The following is a 15,519-nucleotide window of genomic DNA, read 5'->3' as shown; positions in this document are numbered from 1 at the left end:
TTCATGCGGGGGAAGTGAGTATCATGAACCAAGAAGCGATCATTGTTGCGGACAAGGTCACGTTCGCGTATGAAACCGACCAGCAGGAAAAAGTTTATGTGGTGAATGGCGTTGATTTTGCCATTGGGGCCGGTTCGTTTGTTTCGATCATCGGACACAACGGCTCAGGCAAATCGACGTTGGCGAAATGTATCAATGCGCTTTTAATTCCCGAACAGGGGGTACTCACTGTCTCCGGCTTTGCCACCAATCAGGAGTCCTCTGTCTGGGAGATCCGGTGCCGGGTCGGGATGGTGTTCCAAAACCCTGATAACCAGATCGTCGGTACCACGGTAGAGGACGATGTGGCCTTTGGGATGGAGAATATGGGGGTAGAGCCGTCAGAGATGCGCAGACGCCTGGAAGAGGCTCTACAGGCGGTCAATATGCTTGAGTATGCGGACAGACAGCCACACCGTCTCTCAGGCGGTCAAAAACAGCGGATAGCCATCGCAGGGATCATGGCGATGCGACCGACTGTGATGATTCTGGATGAAGCGACAGCCATGCTCGATCCCAAGGGACGCAAAGAGGTGATGGAGCTGGCTCACTTTTTAAACCAGACAGAAGGGATCACCGTCATTAACATCACGCATTTTCCTGAGGAGACACTGCTCTCTGACCGGGTGATCGTGATGAATGATGGCAAGGTATATGCAGATGGCCGACCAGACGAGGTATACCGTGAAGTGGAGCAGCTGCAACGGATTGGGGTAGACGTCCCGTTTGCGGTGCGTCTGCGGCATAGGCTGATCAATCAGGGCGTAACAACGCTGGACCCCGTGTTGCAGCAGGAGGAGTTGGTGGAGCAGCTATGCAAATCTCTCTTGAGAACGTAACGTATGTATACGGCGAAGGAACCCCGTTTGAAAAGGAAGCCATCTCCAACCTCTCGCTGACGATTCCACAGGGGGCTTATGTCGGAATCATCGGCCAGACGGGTTCCGGCAAGTCCACGTTGATCCAGCACCTGAACGGCTTGTTAAAACCAACCTCCGGGACGCTGCGGATGGGGGACTTGGAGATCAACCGCAAGACCAAACAGACCCGTGAGTGGCGCAGACGAGTGGGATTGGTGTTCCAATATCCGGAGCATCAGCTGTTTGAGGAGTCGGTGATCAAAGATGTGATGTATGGCCCGCTTAATTTTGACATGCCGGCAGATATGGCTCTGTTGCGTGCCCGAGAAGCATTGAATATTGTCGGCCTGCCGTATGACGAGTTCAAGGACCGTTCTCCGTTCCAGTTGAGCGGAGGGCAGATGCGGCGGGTGGCGATTGCTGGTGTACTGGCGATGCAGCCGCAGGTACTGGTGCTTGACGAACCGACAGCAGGGCTTGATCCAGCGGGGCGTAAAGCGATTCTGGAGGCGATCTACGGGATTCACCAGGAACAGAAGCTGACCACCATCCTGGTCACCCACAGCATGGAGGAGGTGGCCCGCTACGCCGATATGCTCGTCGTTATGGCAGGTGGGCAGATCGTCATGCAAGGGAAGCCGGAGGATGTCTTCATCCAGGCGGAGCGCTTGCGTTCGCTTGCCTTGGACGTACCTGAGACGGTATCGCTCATCCACAAGCTCAATCAGCGTCTGCCGATGGATCAGCAGATTCCCCTCACCTTGTACCGGGAAGAAGAGCTGGAGCGGCATCTGCTGGCGATGCTGACCAGTGGGAAGGGGGTCAGGCGATGAGTATGCTGACCAACTTTGCCATCGGGCAATATGTGCCGGCGGAGTCGTATGTGCACCGTCTGGACCCGCGCAGTAAGCTTCTGTTTGTGATCCTCTTTGCGTTTGCCGTATTCATGGCGAATAATCCGGTGACGTACGGAATTCTCACGATCTTCGTGCTTAGTGGTGTGGCGGCGGCTCGGATCTCGTATGGCTATATGGTCAAAGGTCTCAAACCGGTCTGGTTCCTGCTTTTGTTTACAGTCGTCCTGCATCTGTTGACGACCAAAGGCGGAGAGGTCTATTTTGAGACGGGCTGGTTCAGCATTCACGAAGAAGGTGTGCGGCAGGCGATCTACATGACGCTGCGTATCGGTCTTCTGGTGCTGATCAGTTCTCTTTTGACGCTGACGACCTCCCCGATCGATCTGACAGATGGTTTGGAGAGGCTCTTAGCCCCTGCGAAAAAGATCGGAGTACCCGTCCATGAAGTGGCCCTGATGCTGTCGATTGCGCTTCGGTTCATCCCGACGCTCATGGAGGAGACGGATAAGATCATCAAGGCGCAGACGGCACGCGGTGCTGATTTTGAGTCGGGAAATATGGTGAGACGCGCCAAGGCGATGCTTCCCATCGTAATCCCGCTGTTTGTCAGTGCATTCCGCCGTGCAGAGGAGCTGGCACTGGCGATGGAGGCACGCGGGTATCGTGGCGGAGAGGGGCGCACAAGGCTGCGTCAGCTCAAGTTTACCTGGCGTGACCCAGCACTCGCTGTGATTTTGCTTGTCATCATGGGACTGGTGGGGTGGTTACGGGCATGAGACGGCTCAAAGCTGTAGTTGCTTATGACGGAACAGATTACAGTGGCTTTCAGGTGCAGCCTGATGTGGTGACGGTACAGGGGACGATTGAGGAGGCACTCTTCCGGGTGACGGGGGAGACGATCCAGATCGCAGGCTCTGGCCGGACAGACGCGGGTGTGCATGCGAGGGGACAGGTGTTTCATTTTGACACCAAGTCAGGTATTCCGATTGATAAATGGGCCTTTGTGCTGAACAACCAGCTGCCCGACTCCATCATCATCCAGTCTGTGGAGGAAGCACCGATCGATTTTCACGCCCGTTTTGATGTCAAAGTCAAGGAATACCGCTACTGCATCGATAACGGCAAGGTAGCCGATCTGTTCCGCCACCGGTATGCTGATCATATCCGGTTCCCACTGGACGTGGAGAAGATGCAGGAGGCGGCCCGCCATCTGATCGGCACGCACGATTTCACTTCGTTTTGCTCTGCCAAGACCTATGTGGAGGACAAGGTGCGTACGATCTACGATGTCCGTGTCGAGCGGGAAGGCCAGTTCGTTTGGGTGATCTGCCGAGGCAACGGGTTTCTCTACAACATGGTACGGATCATCGCAGGCACGCTCGTAGAGGTAGGCCAAGGCAAGCGAGAGCCCGATGAATTTCCAGCGATCCTTGCTGCCTGTGACCGCGAACGGGCAGGGAAAACCGCACCGGCCAAAGGCTTAACCATGTGGGCGGTTTTTTATGAAGAAAAATGAGAGTTACACTTGACTCTGACTGCCTAATATAGTACGATTGTCAATGGTATTTTCATATCCCGCTAGCCCCACTCTAGCCCCGGAATTGAAAAAACAAGTTCGTGTTTCAACAAAAGATCCAGTAAGACACACAAGGCTAAGTTGCCCACCGTTGCAGCTTACCTCTGAAAGATTGAACGGGAAACATTTAGGAGGGACAAAACTCATGCGTACCACATATATGGCGAAACCGCTTCAAGTTGAGCGCAAATGGTACATCGTTGATGCCGAAGGTCAAACTCTTGGTCGTCTTGCGAGCGAAGTAGCTACCATTCTTCGCGGCAAACACAAGCCTGAATACACTCCACACGTTGACACAGGTGACTTCGTTGTAATCATCAACGCTGACAAAATCAAACTGACCGGTAAAAAACTTACCGACAAAGTTTACTACACTCACTCCCTGTATCCAGGTGGTTTGAAATCTACCACTGCTGGTCAAATGCTCGCTAAGAGACCAGATCGTCTGTTCGAACTCGCTGTAAAAGGCATGCTTCCTAAGAACAGCCTTGGTCGTCAAATGTTCACCAAGCTGAAAGTTTATGCTGGCACTGAACATCCACATGCAGCTCAAAAACCAGAAGCATGGCAAATTCGCGGTTAATCGTATAAGGAGGAAATGACTCGTGGCACAAGTTCAATACTACGGTACTGGTCGTCGTAAGCACTCTGTAGCACGCGTTCGCTTGGTTCCAGGCGAAGGTCGCATTGTGATCAACAAGCGTGAAATGGATAACTACTTTGGTCTTGAAACTCTTAAACTGATCGTTAAACAACCACTCGTTCTGACTGAAACCCTCGGTCGTTATGATGTTCTCATCAACGTACGTGGTGGCGGTACAACTGGACAAGCTGGCGCAATCCGTCATGGTGTTGCCCGCGCGCTTCTCAAAGCGGATCCAGAACTTCGTGGCTCCCTCAAAAAAGCAGGCTTCCTGACTCGTGACCCACGTATGAAAGAGCGTAAAAAATACGGTCTCAAAGCTGCTCGTCGCGCTCCACAGTTCTCCAAACGTTAATTTCAACGTTACAAAGACTCTCAACCATTTTGGTTGGGGGTCTTTTTTTATGCTATTGACCCCTACATCATATCCTGTTACTATATCCTTACTAATCCAATCGGAATACTCAACCGACCAGACAACTGGAGGCTCCCTAATCATAATTCATTTATGAGGGAGTCTTTTTTATTTATTTTAAAGGAGGTACAAATGGAAAAACTGTCGTTTGAAATAAGTAAAGAAGTTAAGTTCAGAGGCATTTCTATTGTGAGTGTAGTCGTACTCGTCATCATTTGGGCGATTGTTACCCATTTCGAATGGGTAGACCCTTACTTTATCCCAAAACCGCTGGAAGTTTGGTCTTCCTTTGTGGTCTTGCTATCAGAAGGTTATAAAGGTGCCTCTCTTTTTACACATATCGCTAACAGCATGTATCGGCTGTTTACAGCACTATTTCTTGCCTTTATAACGGCTGTCCCATTAGGGCTCTTATGTGGATACTCCAAATATATACGGGCCATTTTTGATCCGATTATTGAGTTCTACCGTCCGCTTCCTCCGCTTGCTTATTACGCATTGCTTGTTTTATGGCTGGGGATTGAAAATGAATCGAAAATTGCTTTGTTATTTTTAAGTGGGTTTGCCCCTTTGTTTATCGCGACAGCAGCAGCGGTAGAGAAATTGCCGGCCGACCGAATGAACGCCTCTCTTTCACTCGGCGCTACTAAACGACAATTATTCCAATACATTATCCTGCCCTCTTGCTATCCTGATATTCTCACTGGGTTACGTACATCAATTGGTGTTACATATGCAACATTGGTAGCTGCTGAAATGGTGGCCGCAACCAACGGAATTGGATGGATGGTGCTTGATGCCAGCAGGTATTTACGAAGTGATATTGTTTTTGTCGGCATTATCTTGATGGGGATCATTGCAATTGGATTAGACAGTTTGCTGCGTTTCTATCAGGCACGCCGCTTTTCTTGGGTAGGTAAATAAAACATACAGAATAGAGGAATGACTAGGATGAAGACGTTAATTCGAAAAAAATTATGGTTGATTACCACCTTGCTTGTCTTGTTGGCTACCGCTGCTTGCTCCAATCAGAATAACGCAGCCGAAACAGTGAACTCGACACAAGCCAATCCATCTGAAAAAGTACCGGAGAAAATTGTTCTGGGGTATCAGGTATCTCCTAATGGCGAGTTAGTTGCAAAAGCACTAGGCCTGTTGGAAAAGAAGTATCCAGACATCAAGATTGAGTGGGTAAAATTTGAAGCAGGCCGTGATGTCAATAATGCGATCGCTAGTGGAAGTATTGACTTTGGTCTTGTTGGAACTCCTCCTGCTGCAATAGGAATTGCAAGTAAACTGCCTTACAAGATCTATTACTTGCACGATGTTATCGGTGAAAGCGAAGCACTTGTTGTCAAAAAAGATTCCGGTATTACCTCTCTACAAGATCTAAAAGGTAAAACGATTGCGACAACATTTAGCTCAACCTCCCATTTTAGCTTACTCGGCGCGTTGAAATCTGAAGGGGTGGATCCAGCAAAAGAAAACATTACAATTTTAGATATGCAGCCACCCGATATTTTTGCAGCATGGCAACGCGGTGACATTGATGGTGCTTATATTTGGCAGCCGATGCAATCAAAGCTTATTGCCGACAATGGCGAGGTGATCATCCATTCAGGGGAGCTCGCAGAAAAAGGAGTTATCACTGCTGAATTGGGAATTGTTCATCCCGATTTCGCAGAACAATACCCTGATATTGTGAAAGGGTATATCAGTGTTCTGGATGAAGCCGTTACGTATTATCATCATAATCCTGAAAAATCCGCTGAACTGCTTTCAAAAGAACTTGGTTTATCACCTGAGGAAAGTTTGAAAACCATGAAACAAATCGTTTGGCTGGATGCCTCCAAGCAAAAAGAATATTTCGATGGAGCACTTGCCGAAACATTAAAGAACACAGCCGATTTTTTAGTAGATCAAAAGTCCATTACGAATGCTCCTGATCAGGCAACATTCAAAAAAGCGCTACTTTCCGATTTCTACGAATGAATCGAAAAGGATGATGAATGATATGGCCATCACAAATCGTGTACCGTTCGAGGATAAAGATTTTGAACAGGAGCAAAAACGAAAAATCATTGAGGTCAAAAATATCTCGTTCCAGTATTCGTCACAACAGCAGGCTGTACTTCAAAATATCGACCTTCATCTGCATAGCAATGAGTTTGTGTGTGTTCTTGGTCCATCAGGGTGCGGCAAGTCCTCGCTATTAAATATCATCGCCGGCTTCCAAAAGCCAACCACTGGAGAAGTACAGATTGAAGGAAAACATTATTCAAAACCGATTAGCGAAATAGGGGTTGTCTTTCAGCATCATAATTTGTTTCCCTGGATGAAAATAAAAGAGAACGTAGGATTCGGTCTAAAGATGAAGGGTCATTCAAAGGAAGAAATAGAAAAGCAGGTTCATCATTTTTTGCAGTTGGTGCAGCTTGAATCTGCAGGAGATTTACTTCCCCATCAATTGTCAGGGGGAATGAAACAAAGAGCAGCGATAGCAAGGACATTGGCGGCAGATCCCAAAGCCATTTTAATGGATGAACCATTCAGTTCCCTTGATGCCCTGACAAAAGAAAATATGCAGCACCACTTATTGTTGTTATGGAGTGAAACGAAGAAAACGATTTTCTTTATCACTCATGATGTGGATGAAGCCCTGCGTCTAGGGACAAGAATTTTGGTGATGCAGCCAAACCCCGGCAAAATAGCCATTGATATGGCCAACCCCTTAAAAAGGAATAACCCAGCAGCAGTGGATTTTCATCATAAAGAATTTCAGGAGTTAAGAAGCTATCTTATCGGGGCGATTAAAACAAGTTGAGAGGATGAGAACGATGGCAATTGAATTTTCTAATGATCCACGTCCTGTACATTTTGAAAACCGTGAAGATAAGGAAGGGCCGAGAATCCTTCGGCGTAGAGTGGATAAGGAAAACCAAACCTTTTCCCTTTTCAACGTAAAGCCGTTACATCCGATTATTGGTGCAGAGATTGAAGGGGTAGATCTATCCAAACCCCTGTCACCGCAAGTAAAGGAAGAGTTAAACGAAGCGCTGCTTGAATGGAAGGTCATTTTCTTCAGGAATCAAGACATTACCTCAGAGCAGCAGATAGCCTTTGCGCGAAATTTTGGAGATTTGGAGGTTCACCCCTTTTACAATACTCCCAAGAACCGGGCCAAGGAAGTCATTCAGTTTAACAGAAATAAGATCGAAAAAGGCTTTGAAAATATATGGCATTCGGATGTATCATTTCGTGAAAAACCGGCAAAGGCTGCTATCCTTCGCCTAATTAAAGTTCCGCCGGTAGGAGGCGACACGCTTTGGGCAGATATGGGCGCTGCATATGATAATTTACCGGACAAGGTGAAAGAACGAATTGACACGTTACAAGCCCTGCATGATTTTACTCCATCATTTGCTCATTTGATGAGTCCTGAAGAGCTTTTGAAAAGGCAGGAAGAATATCCGGCCGTGGCCCATCCAATTGTTCGGACTCATCCTGAAACAGGAAGAAAGCTGCTTTATGTCAATCCGTCTTTCACTACCAGAATCATTGGACTTGAGGAGAATGAAAGCGAAGAATTGCTGCAGTATTTATTCCGTCAAACACATATTCCCGAGTACCAGGTTCGTTTTCATTGGGAACCGAATTCAATCGCTTTCTGGGATAATCGTGCTACCCAGCATTATGCTGTTTCAGATTATTATCCATATGAGCGTTTGGCGGAACGTGTAACCGTCGCAGGGGATCGGCCTTTTTAATATCTTCACGTAAAGCATCAGAAACGGGTAAAATTAACTTTATTCGTTTCTTTTGTTTGTTAGCCCAAGTAAAGGAGTAGAAAATATGAGTTGGTTTTACTTGATTCTAGGTATATGTGCCGAAATTATTGGAACAACGTCCATGAAGCTTTCGCAAGGCTTCACCAAGTTATATCCCTCTATAGCTATTTTTGTTTTCTATGGATTGAGTTTATCCCTCGTAACACTGTCACTCAAAAAAATTGATATAAGTGTAGCGTATGCCATATGGTCAGGTGTAGGAACCGCAACCATAGCTTTGGTGGGGTTATTCTTTTTTAAAGAACAGCTTTCTTTACTTAAGATCTGTTCGATTGTTTTGATTGTTCTGGGTGTAGTAGGCTTAAATATCGCAGATAACAAGCATGAAGCGAAGAAACATACAGAATTGAAAATGGAAGCGATAAATAAATAGTTGGATGCGAATTTCAATTTATTAAAACATTCGGAGCTTCAAACCCTTGTTTTCTTCGGGAGACAAGGGTTTTTTATATAGTCATAATGCACCCAAGATGTCCATATGATGTGAAGGAGATATCGGACAAAGGGGCGGTTGAAAGTGATGAAAAAAACGCTCGGATGGGTATTGGCCTTCTTTTTACTCATCGTTATTTTTACGTACAAGTTGCCGGATCATTCATCATGGTCAACCTGGACGCTTCCGTTGGCCGGGACCGTCATCGCGATTGATGCCGGACATGGTGGAAAAGATGGGGGAGCGATGAGTCAGGATGGGGAGCAGATCGAGAAAGAGATCACGCTGCCGATCAGTCTCTATCTGCGCGACTTCCTGCAAGAATCGGGTGCGTTTGTGATCATGACCAGGGAGGAAGACAAAGACTTGGCCTCACCGGAATCCCATAAGCTTGGCAAACGCAAGTCAGAGGATATCCGCAACCGGGTCAAATTCGTCAATGAGAATGCTCCCGACTTTTTGGTCAGTATTCACCTGAACGCGATTCCTTCACCCAAGTGGAAGGGCGCTCAGACGTTTTACTCTCCGCAGTTTAAAGACAGCCAGCAATTGGCATACTTTATTCAGGATGAAATCAAACGGGTATTGAGTAATACCGACCGGAAAGCGATGAAGACTGATGACATTTTTCTGATCCGTGAAGTGAAGACACCTGCGGTCCTCGTGGAAGTGGGCTTTTTGTCCAATGAAGAAGAGGCCCAGAAGCTTGGCAGCACCGAATACCAGAAGGCGATGGCTAATGCCATTTACCAAGGAATTCTGCGCCACTACTCCGGGGAAAAAGTAACGGGTACACCTTAAGCAGGACGGGATGTGCCCGTTTTGCCTTTGATATGCTATAATGAACGCGGTAAAACAAGAGCAGAGGTGGAATAACATGCTAACGAAAGAGCAAGTACTTGAAGCCTTGAAAGATGTCAAAGACCCTGAGATTAACCGTGGTCTTGTCGAATTGAATATGATTCGCAATATCCAGATCGACGGCTCCCGTGTCAGCCTCGATGTGATCCTGACGATCTCCGGCTGTCCGCTCAAAGCCAAAATCGAAGACGATGTCGTAAACGCTCTCAAAGCGCTGGGAGCTTCTGACGTCAACCTCCGTTTTGGCAGCATGACAGATGAGGAGCGTGCCGCACTAAGCGCTCAGCTCCGCGGTCAAACGAATCAGGTACATAACATGGCTCCTGGTCAAGGGCCACTCAACAAGATTCTCTCTCCTGAATCCAAGACAACATTTATCGCGATCACATCCGGTAAGGGTGGCGTGGGTAAATCCACGGTTACGGTCAACCTTGCTGTATCCCTCGCCCGTCTCGGCAAAAAAGTCGGGATCATCGACGCCGACATCTACGGCTTCAGCGTGCCGGACATGATGGATATCAACCAACGTCCAACGGTCATCGGTGAACTGATCCTGCCGGTAGACAAATTCGGTGTGAAGGTCATGTCCATGGGCTTCTTCGTGGAAGACAACTCCCCGATCATCTGGCGCGGCCCTATGCTTGGAAAAATGCTACGCAACTTCTTCACCGAGGTTCACTGGGGCGAAGAGCTGGACTACCTCCTGCTTGACCTGCCACCAGGCACAGGTGACGTAGCCCTCGACGTGCACACAATGATTCCACAGAGCAAAGAAATCATCGTTACCACCCCGCATGCAACCGCTGCATTCGTCGCAGCTCGTGCAGGTGCGATGGCAGTTCGTACCGGTCACCAAATCCTCGGTGTCGTGGAAAACATGGCATGGTACGAGACCAAAGACGGCGACAAAGAATATCTCTTTGGCCGTGGCGGTGGAGGGAAGCTGGCCGAAACACTCGCAAGCGAGCTGCTCGCCCAAATCCCGCTGGGTCAACCGGAAAATCACCCGGCAGAACCAGATTACTCCCCATCCGTGTACAAACAAGACTCCGCGATCGGCCAGCTCTACATGGATCTCGCCAAGACCGTGGATGCGAAGTGTAAGTAAGCTATATCGTTGGAATACGAAATGCAACAGCAGGCTTTTGGGGGCAGATTTCGTCCAAACGCCGCAATTGTCGCAAGCAAAGGAAGTTTCTCTTGATGAGAGGCTTCCTTTTTTCATTTCCCGGCATCAACGCATCGCTTGACACTGCTCTGGCATTCAACTAACATCTAATTAGACATTTATCTAACTAACTAACTCACTCACAAAGCAAAGGAGGGGAGCCACATGCAGATCGACCAACTCGTCCAATTTCACAAAGCTGTTGGCGACGTCAACCGCATACGGATTTTGACCATGCTGGCCCGTCAGCCGATGAGCGGCATCGAATTGGCTGAACGGCTTGGCATCACCCCGGCGACGATTACCCACCATACCCAGAAGCTCAAGAAGCTCGGCTTCGTCTACGAAGTCCGCGACAAAAACACTCTGATCCTGCATCTCATCCCTCAAGAGTTTAAACGATACGCTACAGCCATCATCGACACAGTCCTGCCGCCCGATCTTTCTGTGCCAGAGAAATGGGAGTTCATCCGCGAGCATCCAGATCAGAATACTCAAGAACAGACGCAGACAGCATCACCCGAAGAGACGAAGCATCCAGACCATACAAAGGCCGCAGAAGCAGCTGATCCAGCAAAACTAAAGCCTGCACAGGAGGAATCCGCCATGTCTTCCGCCACCAACGATGTGGAAAAACAGCGTGTACTCGCTTCCTTCTTTACCCCGGAGGGCAAGCTCAAGTCCATCCCAACCCAATTAAAAAAGCGCATCTTCATTCTCGAAAAGCTGGCAGAAGGTCTGGACATAGGGCGCTCCTACAGCGAAAAAGAGATCTCCGACTACCTCAAAGCCTACCATGACGACTTCGCCACACTCCGCCGCGAGCTGATCATGAACCACATCATGTACCGTGCCGACGGGATCTACACGCTCAATCCACGCGAACTCTGGAACCGGATCGATTAACAGTCTGACAGGCACCGAACTCCAGAAGATGAAGCCGATTCATACAAAAAAGGTGACTCCATACATATACCGGCCAATCACTGGTATACATGGGCCACCTTCTTTGTTTTGATGTGAGAGGTAGCGTATGCAAGCTTCAGGCCGCATCCTTACTGAGCGCCGCCACCACCGCCGCCGCCTTCTCCACCACCACCATCGCCACCGCTGCCGCCGCTTTCTCCATCACCGCCACTCTGTTTCTTCGCTTGGGTTTTCGGTTTCATGGCTTCTTCTTGTGCTTTTACCATCAGCTTCACCATTTCAGCTTCAAAAAGCGGGCTGTCCAACGCTTCTTTCATAACCGCCATCGTCTGTTTCCGGTAAGCGGAGCTTTTCATCAGATCCATCATGTTTTTCTCAAACTCCGGGTCCTTCATCGTCTGAATCAGCATTTTTTGATACTCGGGGTCTTTCATCAGATCCTTCATGAGTTTCTTTTGCTCATCCTTCATCGCTTTCGCCAATGTACCGGTGAATTTCGGATCTTGAAAAGCCTCTTTGATCTGCGGATTGTCCGGCTTGGCGAAACTCTGGATCAAGGTTGTGCGCATGGTCTCCGGATTCATGACCACTTCCTGCTGCACCTTTTCGTCCTTCATAATATCAACGACGGCCTTCTTTGCTTCATCGGTTTGGATGATATCGAGTACCATCGCTTTCGTTGTTTTGTAATCTGGCTGTGCGACTCCCTGTTGCTGACCACCGCCGCAACTGGCGAGCAGCATACTCACCCCAATCAAGGAAAACAACCAAAAGGAGTAACGGGTCTTCGTCATAAAGTATACCCTCCTTCAATTCGCTATCTATAAAGTGTGCAGATGTTGCAATTCTTACGCTAGAATTTTCTTGCATGGGTTGGTACAATCATAAGCAGTGTGTAAAAAGGAGGAACGAACCGTGAATTTACGAAATTATGGCTGGTTGTTCGGGACTACGCTTTTAATTGGCGCTCTTGGCGGGCTGATCGCCGGCTTTCTCATTGCCCCGGACAAGCTCCTTGACGGGTCAATGGCCAATTTGGCAATGGGTTCATTGATGAATATACTCTTTGGCTTAACCATCAGCATCGTTGCTCAGATGGGGTTTTTCGCCTATATGCTGTTTAATTCAACCGTCTTGGGGATGTTTAGAAACAGTAGCGTCTGGCGCACTGTACAGATCTTCCTGGTACTGTTTGTCTTCTTCGATATGGTTTACCTGCGCTATACCTCCCTGGGCGGAGATTCGATTTGGCCGTATTTCTTTGAGCCGACCTTGTTATTATTGGTTACACTGGTTGTAGCCTATGCCAAGGTAAAGGTAACCAACGCGTCCGCATGGGTACCAAGCATCTTTTTCCTGTACGTCGTGACCGCCCTCGAATGGATTCCGGGCCTCAAACAGGACGATGTCGGCGCACTCTCCATGCTTATCCCGCTGTTTCTGTGCAACGCTTGGCAGATCATGCAGCTCCATCGTCTCGTCAAAAAAGAAAGCTGATCTCACCCGAGACCAGCTTTTTTCTTTAGTTCACTTCTTGTGTTTTTACCTGTGATCCACTGAGAAGCTCAGAGACGGTCACGAATTGATACCCCTCAGCCCGCAGCTTGTCGATGATCACCGGCAGCGCGAGATGTGTCTGCTTGCAGGAATCGCTTGCGTGCAGCAGGACGATGTCACCCGGGTGGGCTTTGGTCACCACGTTCTTCACGATCTGATCCACCCCTGGATTCAGCCAGTCCTTGGAGTCGGTATCCCACTGGATGACGGTATATCCCATGCTGTCAGCGGTCTGCAATACCCGCTTGTCAAAATCACCGTTCGGCAAGCGGATCAAATTCGGCTTTTTCCCGGTCAACTCGCTCAGGATGGTATGAGCTTTGCCGATTTGCGTACGAATCTCTTCTTCCGTATAGCGGCTGTAATTATCGTGGCGGTGTCCGTGCGATCCTACTTCATAACCGGCGTCCACGATCTTTTTTACCATTTCCGGATGGCGCTGGCTCCATGGAGAGGAGAGGAAGAACGTCACTTTCCCCACCTGCTTTTCCTTCAGAATGTCAAGGATTGGCTGTGTCCGAGTCTCTCCCCAACTGATATCGAAGGTGAGTGCCAGCTTCTTTTCCTTCGTATCCACCTTATAAATAGCCTGAGGAGACTTATCCTTCATCACCCCCACGCTGACCCCGTCGGTAAATGCACTGATGGTTTCCTTCTCCATGTAGGCGATCCCGATTGCCATCATGAGCGCAGTGAAAATGATAAAAAACTGCTTAAGCCGCTTAGCGCTTACCACATACATGAATCTCACAGTATTCACCCCTTTACCGTTTGTCCTCCTACATTTTATGCAAAGTAGACAAGGATATTCTTTTCTTGGTCACGTATTACAAAAGGGAACACCCCATACACATGAAAGTAGAAGCAAGCAAAAGGAGGCTTTCCATGTCAACATGGCTGCATGAACTCTGGCATGATAATAAATGGTACGTCCTTTTTGGCACCATCACCATGATCACAGGCTTTGCCGTCGGTATTCTTTACCCGGAATCCGTTGACCAACTAATCAAAGGCATGCTCTCCCAAGTCAAAGAAATCGCCAACAACCTCAAGCAAAAAGACAACTCGCTCTTCACATTCGCTGTTATCTTCGGCAGAAATCTGCTGAGCTGTGTCCTGATGATGGTTTTTGGGGCCTGCTTCGCTATTTTCGCGCTCAATGTCCTGTTCCTCAATGGACTGTTGCTCGGTTACGTTTTGTCTACGATGAAAGCCAGTGGCGCCGACCCGGTGAGTGTTTTTATCTACGGAGTTCTTCCCCACGGTATTCTGGAGCTCCCAACCGTTATTTTCGCTGCATCACTCGGTATCCGCTACGGTGTGCTCGCATTTCGTTCCATCTACATGATCTGGCAGCAGCCAACCCGAAATCTGCTCAAGCAAAAATGGAAGACCGCCCTCAAACAATTCCCCCGCGCCGTGCTCGTGATCGGAACGATGCTGTTTTTCGCCGCTGTCATTGAAAGCTTCATTACCCCGCTATTGCTTAACAATCTATTGCCCCAATAATGCAGTAAAGCCCTTGACCACCAGGGGCTTTTTCCTTTGTCCGCATATCGACTTGAAAAGTTGTGAATACCAAACATAACCGTTGGAGAAAATAGTAATGACTCGTTATAGCGGGAGTGATATTGTGCTGGGTTTTCTGCTTAATTCGAAGGAATGTCAGGAGTTTGAGTATCTGCTGAAACGAGAGTTAGAAGAGATGTTGCTGGACTTCAGCGACAAACGAATAGACTATTTGGTTAAAAGGGCGATGGAAGAGCGTTATGCCACGTTATTTCGTATGTATGCCCGGCTTGCATCGCCAAATGAACTGTCTAAGTACGTCAGAAGAAAGACACTCCAGCAAGAACATCTCAAATAAAAAAATCACCCTTGACTTTGCATAGGTCTCCGTGGTAGATTATTTCTTGTCCAAAAGACACAAACACTTTATAGAAAATACCATTTGACAAAGTGAGATTGAATGGTGTAGACTGTGAAAGTCGATTTTTGGACAAGATATGTTCTTTGAAAACTGAACAGCGAAAGCAAATGATAATTCAGCCAAGCAACAAGTTTTTGACCTAGATCAACTTCAACTTTATTGGAGAGTTTGATCCTGGCTCAGGACGAACGCTGGCGGCGTGCCTAATACATGCAAGTCGAGCGAGGGTCTTCGGACCCTAGCGGCGGACGGGTGAGTAACACGTAGGCAACCTGCCTGTAAGACTGGGATAACATAGGGAAACTTATGCTAATACCGGATAGGGCGTTCTCTCGCATGAGAGAATGCGGAAAGGTGGCGCAAGCTACCACTTACGGATGGGCCTGCGGCGCATTAGCTAGTTGG

The 15,519-nt window shown here is 48.2% G+C and carries 19 protein-coding genes and 1 rRNA gene; 18 read left to right on the top strand and 2 right to left on the bottom strand.

Annotation, left to right across the window (positions count from 1 at the left end; genetic code table 11):
- The first annotated feature begins 23 nt into the window (after positions 1-23).
- The 14 genes from FGI41_RS23650 to FGI41_RS23585 all read left to right on the top strand — a co-directional run bounded on the left by FGI41_RS23650 (position 24) and on the right by FGI41_RS23585 (position 11,606).
- Positions 24-878 (top strand): energy-coupling factor transporter ATPase, encoded by an 855-nt coding sequence (locus tag FGI41_RS23650; RefSeq protein WP_139492770.1) that lies wholly within the window; start codon positions 24-26, stop codon positions 876-878.
- On the top strand, positions 854-1,732 hold the full coding sequence (locus FGI41_RS23645; RefSeq protein ID WP_139492769.1) for an energy-coupling factor transporter ATPase: 879 nt from the start codon (positions 854-856) through the stop codon (positions 1,730-1,732). The genes FGI41_RS23650 and FGI41_RS23645 overlap by 25 nt, the downstream gene beginning before the upstream one ends.
- A 2-nt stretch (positions 1,733-1,734) precedes the next feature.
- Positions 1,735-2,532 (top strand): energy-coupling factor transporter transmembrane component T family protein, encoded by a 798-nt coding sequence (locus tag FGI41_RS23640; RefSeq protein WP_139492834.1) that lies wholly within the window; start codon positions 1,735-1,737, stop codon positions 2,530-2,532.
- Positions 2,529-3,272: a tRNA pseudouridine(38-40) synthase TruA gene (gene truA / locus FGI41_RS23635; RefSeq protein WP_139492768.1), complete on the top strand. Its 744-nt coding sequence runs from the start codon at positions 2,529-2,531 to the stop codon at positions 3,270-3,272. Before FGI41_RS23640 ends, truA begins: the two co-directional genes overlap by 4 nt.
- Positions 3,273-3,477: 205 nt before the next feature.
- The gene (gene rplM, locus FGI41_RS23630) at positions 3,478-3,915 is read left to right on the top strand and encodes a 50S ribosomal protein L13 (RefSeq protein ID WP_139492767.1); all 438 of its coding nucleotides are present in this window, start codon (positions 3,478-3,480) and stop codon (positions 3,913-3,915) included.
- A gap of 22 nt (positions 3,916-3,937) precedes the next feature.
- A complete protein-coding gene (gene rpsI, locus FGI41_RS23625) occupies positions 3,938-4,330 on the top strand; it encodes a 30S ribosomal protein S9 (RefSeq protein ID WP_139492766.1) in 393 nt (130 codons plus the stop codon).
- A gap of 192 nt (positions 4,331-4,522) precedes the next feature.
- Complete coding sequence (locus tag FGI41_RS23620) at positions 4,523-5,314, top strand: ABC transporter permease (RefSeq protein ID WP_139492765.1); 792 nt, start codon at positions 4,523-4,525, stop codon at positions 5,312-5,314.
- An 18-nt stretch (positions 5,315-5,332) separates the two neighbouring features.
- Positions 5,333-6,382, top strand: a complete 1,050-nt coding sequence (locus tag FGI41_RS23615; protein ID WP_218015256.1) for a taurine ABC transporter substrate-binding protein — start codon at positions 5,333-5,335, stop codon at positions 6,380-6,382.
- Between the two features lie 22 nt (positions 6,383-6,404).
- The gene (locus tag FGI41_RS23610) at positions 6,405-7,214 is read left to right on the top strand and encodes an ABC transporter ATP-binding protein (protein WP_139492763.1); all 810 of its coding nucleotides are present in this window, start codon (positions 6,405-6,407) and stop codon (positions 7,212-7,214) included.
- Between the two features lie 13 nt (positions 7,215-7,227).
- Positions 7,228-8,157 (top strand): TauD/TfdA dioxygenase family protein, encoded by a 930-nt coding sequence (locus FGI41_RS23605; RefSeq protein ID WP_139492762.1) that lies wholly within the window; start codon positions 7,228-7,230, stop codon positions 8,155-8,157.
- A gap of 85 nt (positions 8,158-8,242) precedes the next feature.
- Positions 8,243-8,611, top strand: coding sequence for a DMT family transporter (locus FGI41_RS23600; RefSeq protein WP_139492761.1), 369 nt, complete (start codon positions 8,243-8,245; stop codon positions 8,609-8,611).
- A gap of 144 nt (positions 8,612-8,755) precedes the next feature.
- Positions 8,756-9,472, top strand: coding sequence for an N-acetylmuramoyl-L-alanine amidase CwlD (gene cwlD / locus FGI41_RS23595; protein WP_139492760.1), 717 nt, complete (start codon positions 8,756-8,758; stop codon positions 9,470-9,472).
- A gap of 76 nt (positions 9,473-9,548) precedes the next feature.
- On the top strand, positions 9,549-10,640 hold the full coding sequence (gene salA, locus FGI41_RS23590; RefSeq protein ID WP_139492759.1) for an iron-sulfur carrier protein/transcriptional regulator SalA: 1,092 nt from the start codon (positions 9,549-9,551) through the stop codon (positions 10,638-10,640).
- Positions 10,641-10,865: 225 nt separating this feature from the next.
- Complete coding sequence (locus tag FGI41_RS23585) at positions 10,866-11,606, top strand: DUF2087 domain-containing protein (RefSeq protein ID WP_139492758.1); 741 nt, start codon at positions 10,866-10,868, stop codon at positions 11,604-11,606.
- A gap of 149 nt (positions 11,607-11,755) precedes the next feature.
- On the opposite strand, the gene gerD is transcribed toward FGI41_RS23585, so the two are convergent.
- Positions 11,756-12,421, bottom strand: coding sequence for a spore germination lipoprotein GerD (gerD, locus tag FGI41_RS23580; RefSeq protein ID WP_139492757.1), 666 nt, complete (start codon positions 12,419-12,421; stop codon positions 11,756-11,758).
- A 121-nt stretch (positions 12,422-12,542) separates the two neighbouring features.
- Between gerD and FGI41_RS23575 the strand changes: the two genes are divergently transcribed.
- Complete coding sequence (locus FGI41_RS23575) at positions 12,543-13,124, top strand: KinB-signaling pathway activation protein (RefSeq protein ID WP_139492756.1); 582 nt, start codon at positions 12,543-12,545, stop codon at positions 13,122-13,124.
- A gap of 25 nt (positions 13,125-13,149) precedes the next feature.
- Here FGI41_RS23575 and pdaB read toward each other — a convergent pair whose 3' ends face one another.
- A complete protein-coding gene (gene pdaB, locus FGI41_RS23570; RefSeq protein ID WP_139492755.1) occupies positions 13,150-13,935 on the bottom strand; it encodes a polysaccharide deacetylase family sporulation protein PdaB in 786 nt (261 codons plus the stop codon).
- A 134-nt stretch (positions 13,936-14,069) separates the two neighbouring features.
- Between pdaB and FGI41_RS23565 the strand changes: the two genes are divergently transcribed.
- The 3 genes from FGI41_RS23565 to FGI41_RS23555 all read left to right on the top strand — a co-directional run.
- The gene (locus FGI41_RS23565) at positions 14,070-14,693 is read left to right on the top strand and encodes a stage II sporulation protein M (RefSeq protein ID WP_176560417.1); all 624 of its coding nucleotides are present in this window, start codon (positions 14,070-14,072) and stop codon (positions 14,691-14,693) included.
- A 124-nt stretch (positions 14,694-14,817) separates the two neighbouring features.
- Positions 14,818-15,051 (top strand): hypothetical protein, encoded by a 234-nt coding sequence (locus FGI41_RS23560; RefSeq protein ID WP_139492833.1) that lies wholly within the window; start codon positions 14,818-14,820, stop codon positions 15,049-15,051.
- Positions 15,052-15,270: 219 nt separating this feature from the next.
- Positions 15,271-15,519 (top strand): 16S ribosomal RNA (locus FGI41_RS23555); the annotation flags it as partial.

It is taken from the genome of Brevibacillus dissolubilis (assembly GCF_006170445.1).
GTDB lineage: Bacteria > Bacillota > Bacilli > Brevibacillales > Brevibacillaceae > Brevibacillus_B > Brevibacillus_B dissolubilis.
Note: the sequence above shows the minus strand (reverse complement) of the source record. Positions and strands in the feature narration are given on the sequence as shown.

Bases quoted from the DNA above. Each gene is read 5' to 3' on its own strand.
- FGI41_RS23600 (WP_139492761.1), top strand. From the start codon at position 8,243: ATGAGTTGGTTTTACTTGATTCTAGGTATATGTGCCGAAATTATTGGA.
- FGI41_RS23650 (WP_139492770.1), top strand. From the start codon at position 24: ATGAACCAAGAAGCGATCATTGTTGCGGACAAGGTCACGTTCGCGTAT.
- FGI41_RS23615 (WP_218015256.1), top strand. From the start codon at position 5,333: ATGACTAGGATGAAGACGTTAATTCGAAAAAAATTATGGTTGATTACC.
- truA (WP_139492768.1), top strand. From the start codon at position 2,529: ATGAGACGGCTCAAAGCTGTAGTTGCTTATGACGGAACAGATTACAGT.
- salA (WP_139492759.1), top strand. From the start codon at position 9,549: ATGCTAACGAAAGAGCAAGTACTTGAAGCCTTGAAAGATGTCAAAGAC.
- FGI41_RS23565 (WP_176560417.1), top strand. From the start codon at position 14,070: ATGTCAACATGGCTGCATGAACTCTGGCATGATAATAAATGGTACGTC.
- FGI41_RS23645 (WP_139492769.1), top strand. From the start codon at position 854: ATGCAAATCTCTCTTGAGAACGTAACGTATGTATACGGCGAAGGAACC.
- FGI41_RS23640 (WP_139492834.1), top strand. From the start codon at position 1,735: ATGCTGACCAACTTTGCCATCGGGCAATATGTGCCGGCGGAGTCGTAT.
- FGI41_RS23620 (WP_139492765.1), top strand. From the start codon at position 4,523: ATGGAAAAACTGTCGTTTGAAATAAGTAAAGAAGTTAAGTTCAGAGGC.
- rplM (WP_139492767.1), top strand. From the start codon at position 3,478: ATGCGTACCACATATATGGCGAAACCGCTTCAAGTTGAGCGCAAATGG.
- gerD (WP_139492757.1), bottom strand. From the start codon at position 12,421: ATGACGAAGACCCGTTACTCCTTTTGGTTGTTTTCCTTGATTGGGGTG.
- FGI41_RS23605 (WP_139492762.1), top strand. From the start codon at position 7,228: ATGGCAATTGAATTTTCTAATGATCCACGTCCTGTACATTTTGAAAAC.
- FGI41_RS23585 (WP_139492758.1), top strand. From the start codon at position 10,866: ATGCAGATCGACCAACTCGTCCAATTTCACAAAGCTGTTGGCGACGTC.
- FGI41_RS23610 (WP_139492763.1), top strand. From the start codon at position 6,405: ATGGCCATCACAAATCGTGTACCGTTCGAGGATAAAGATTTTGAACAG.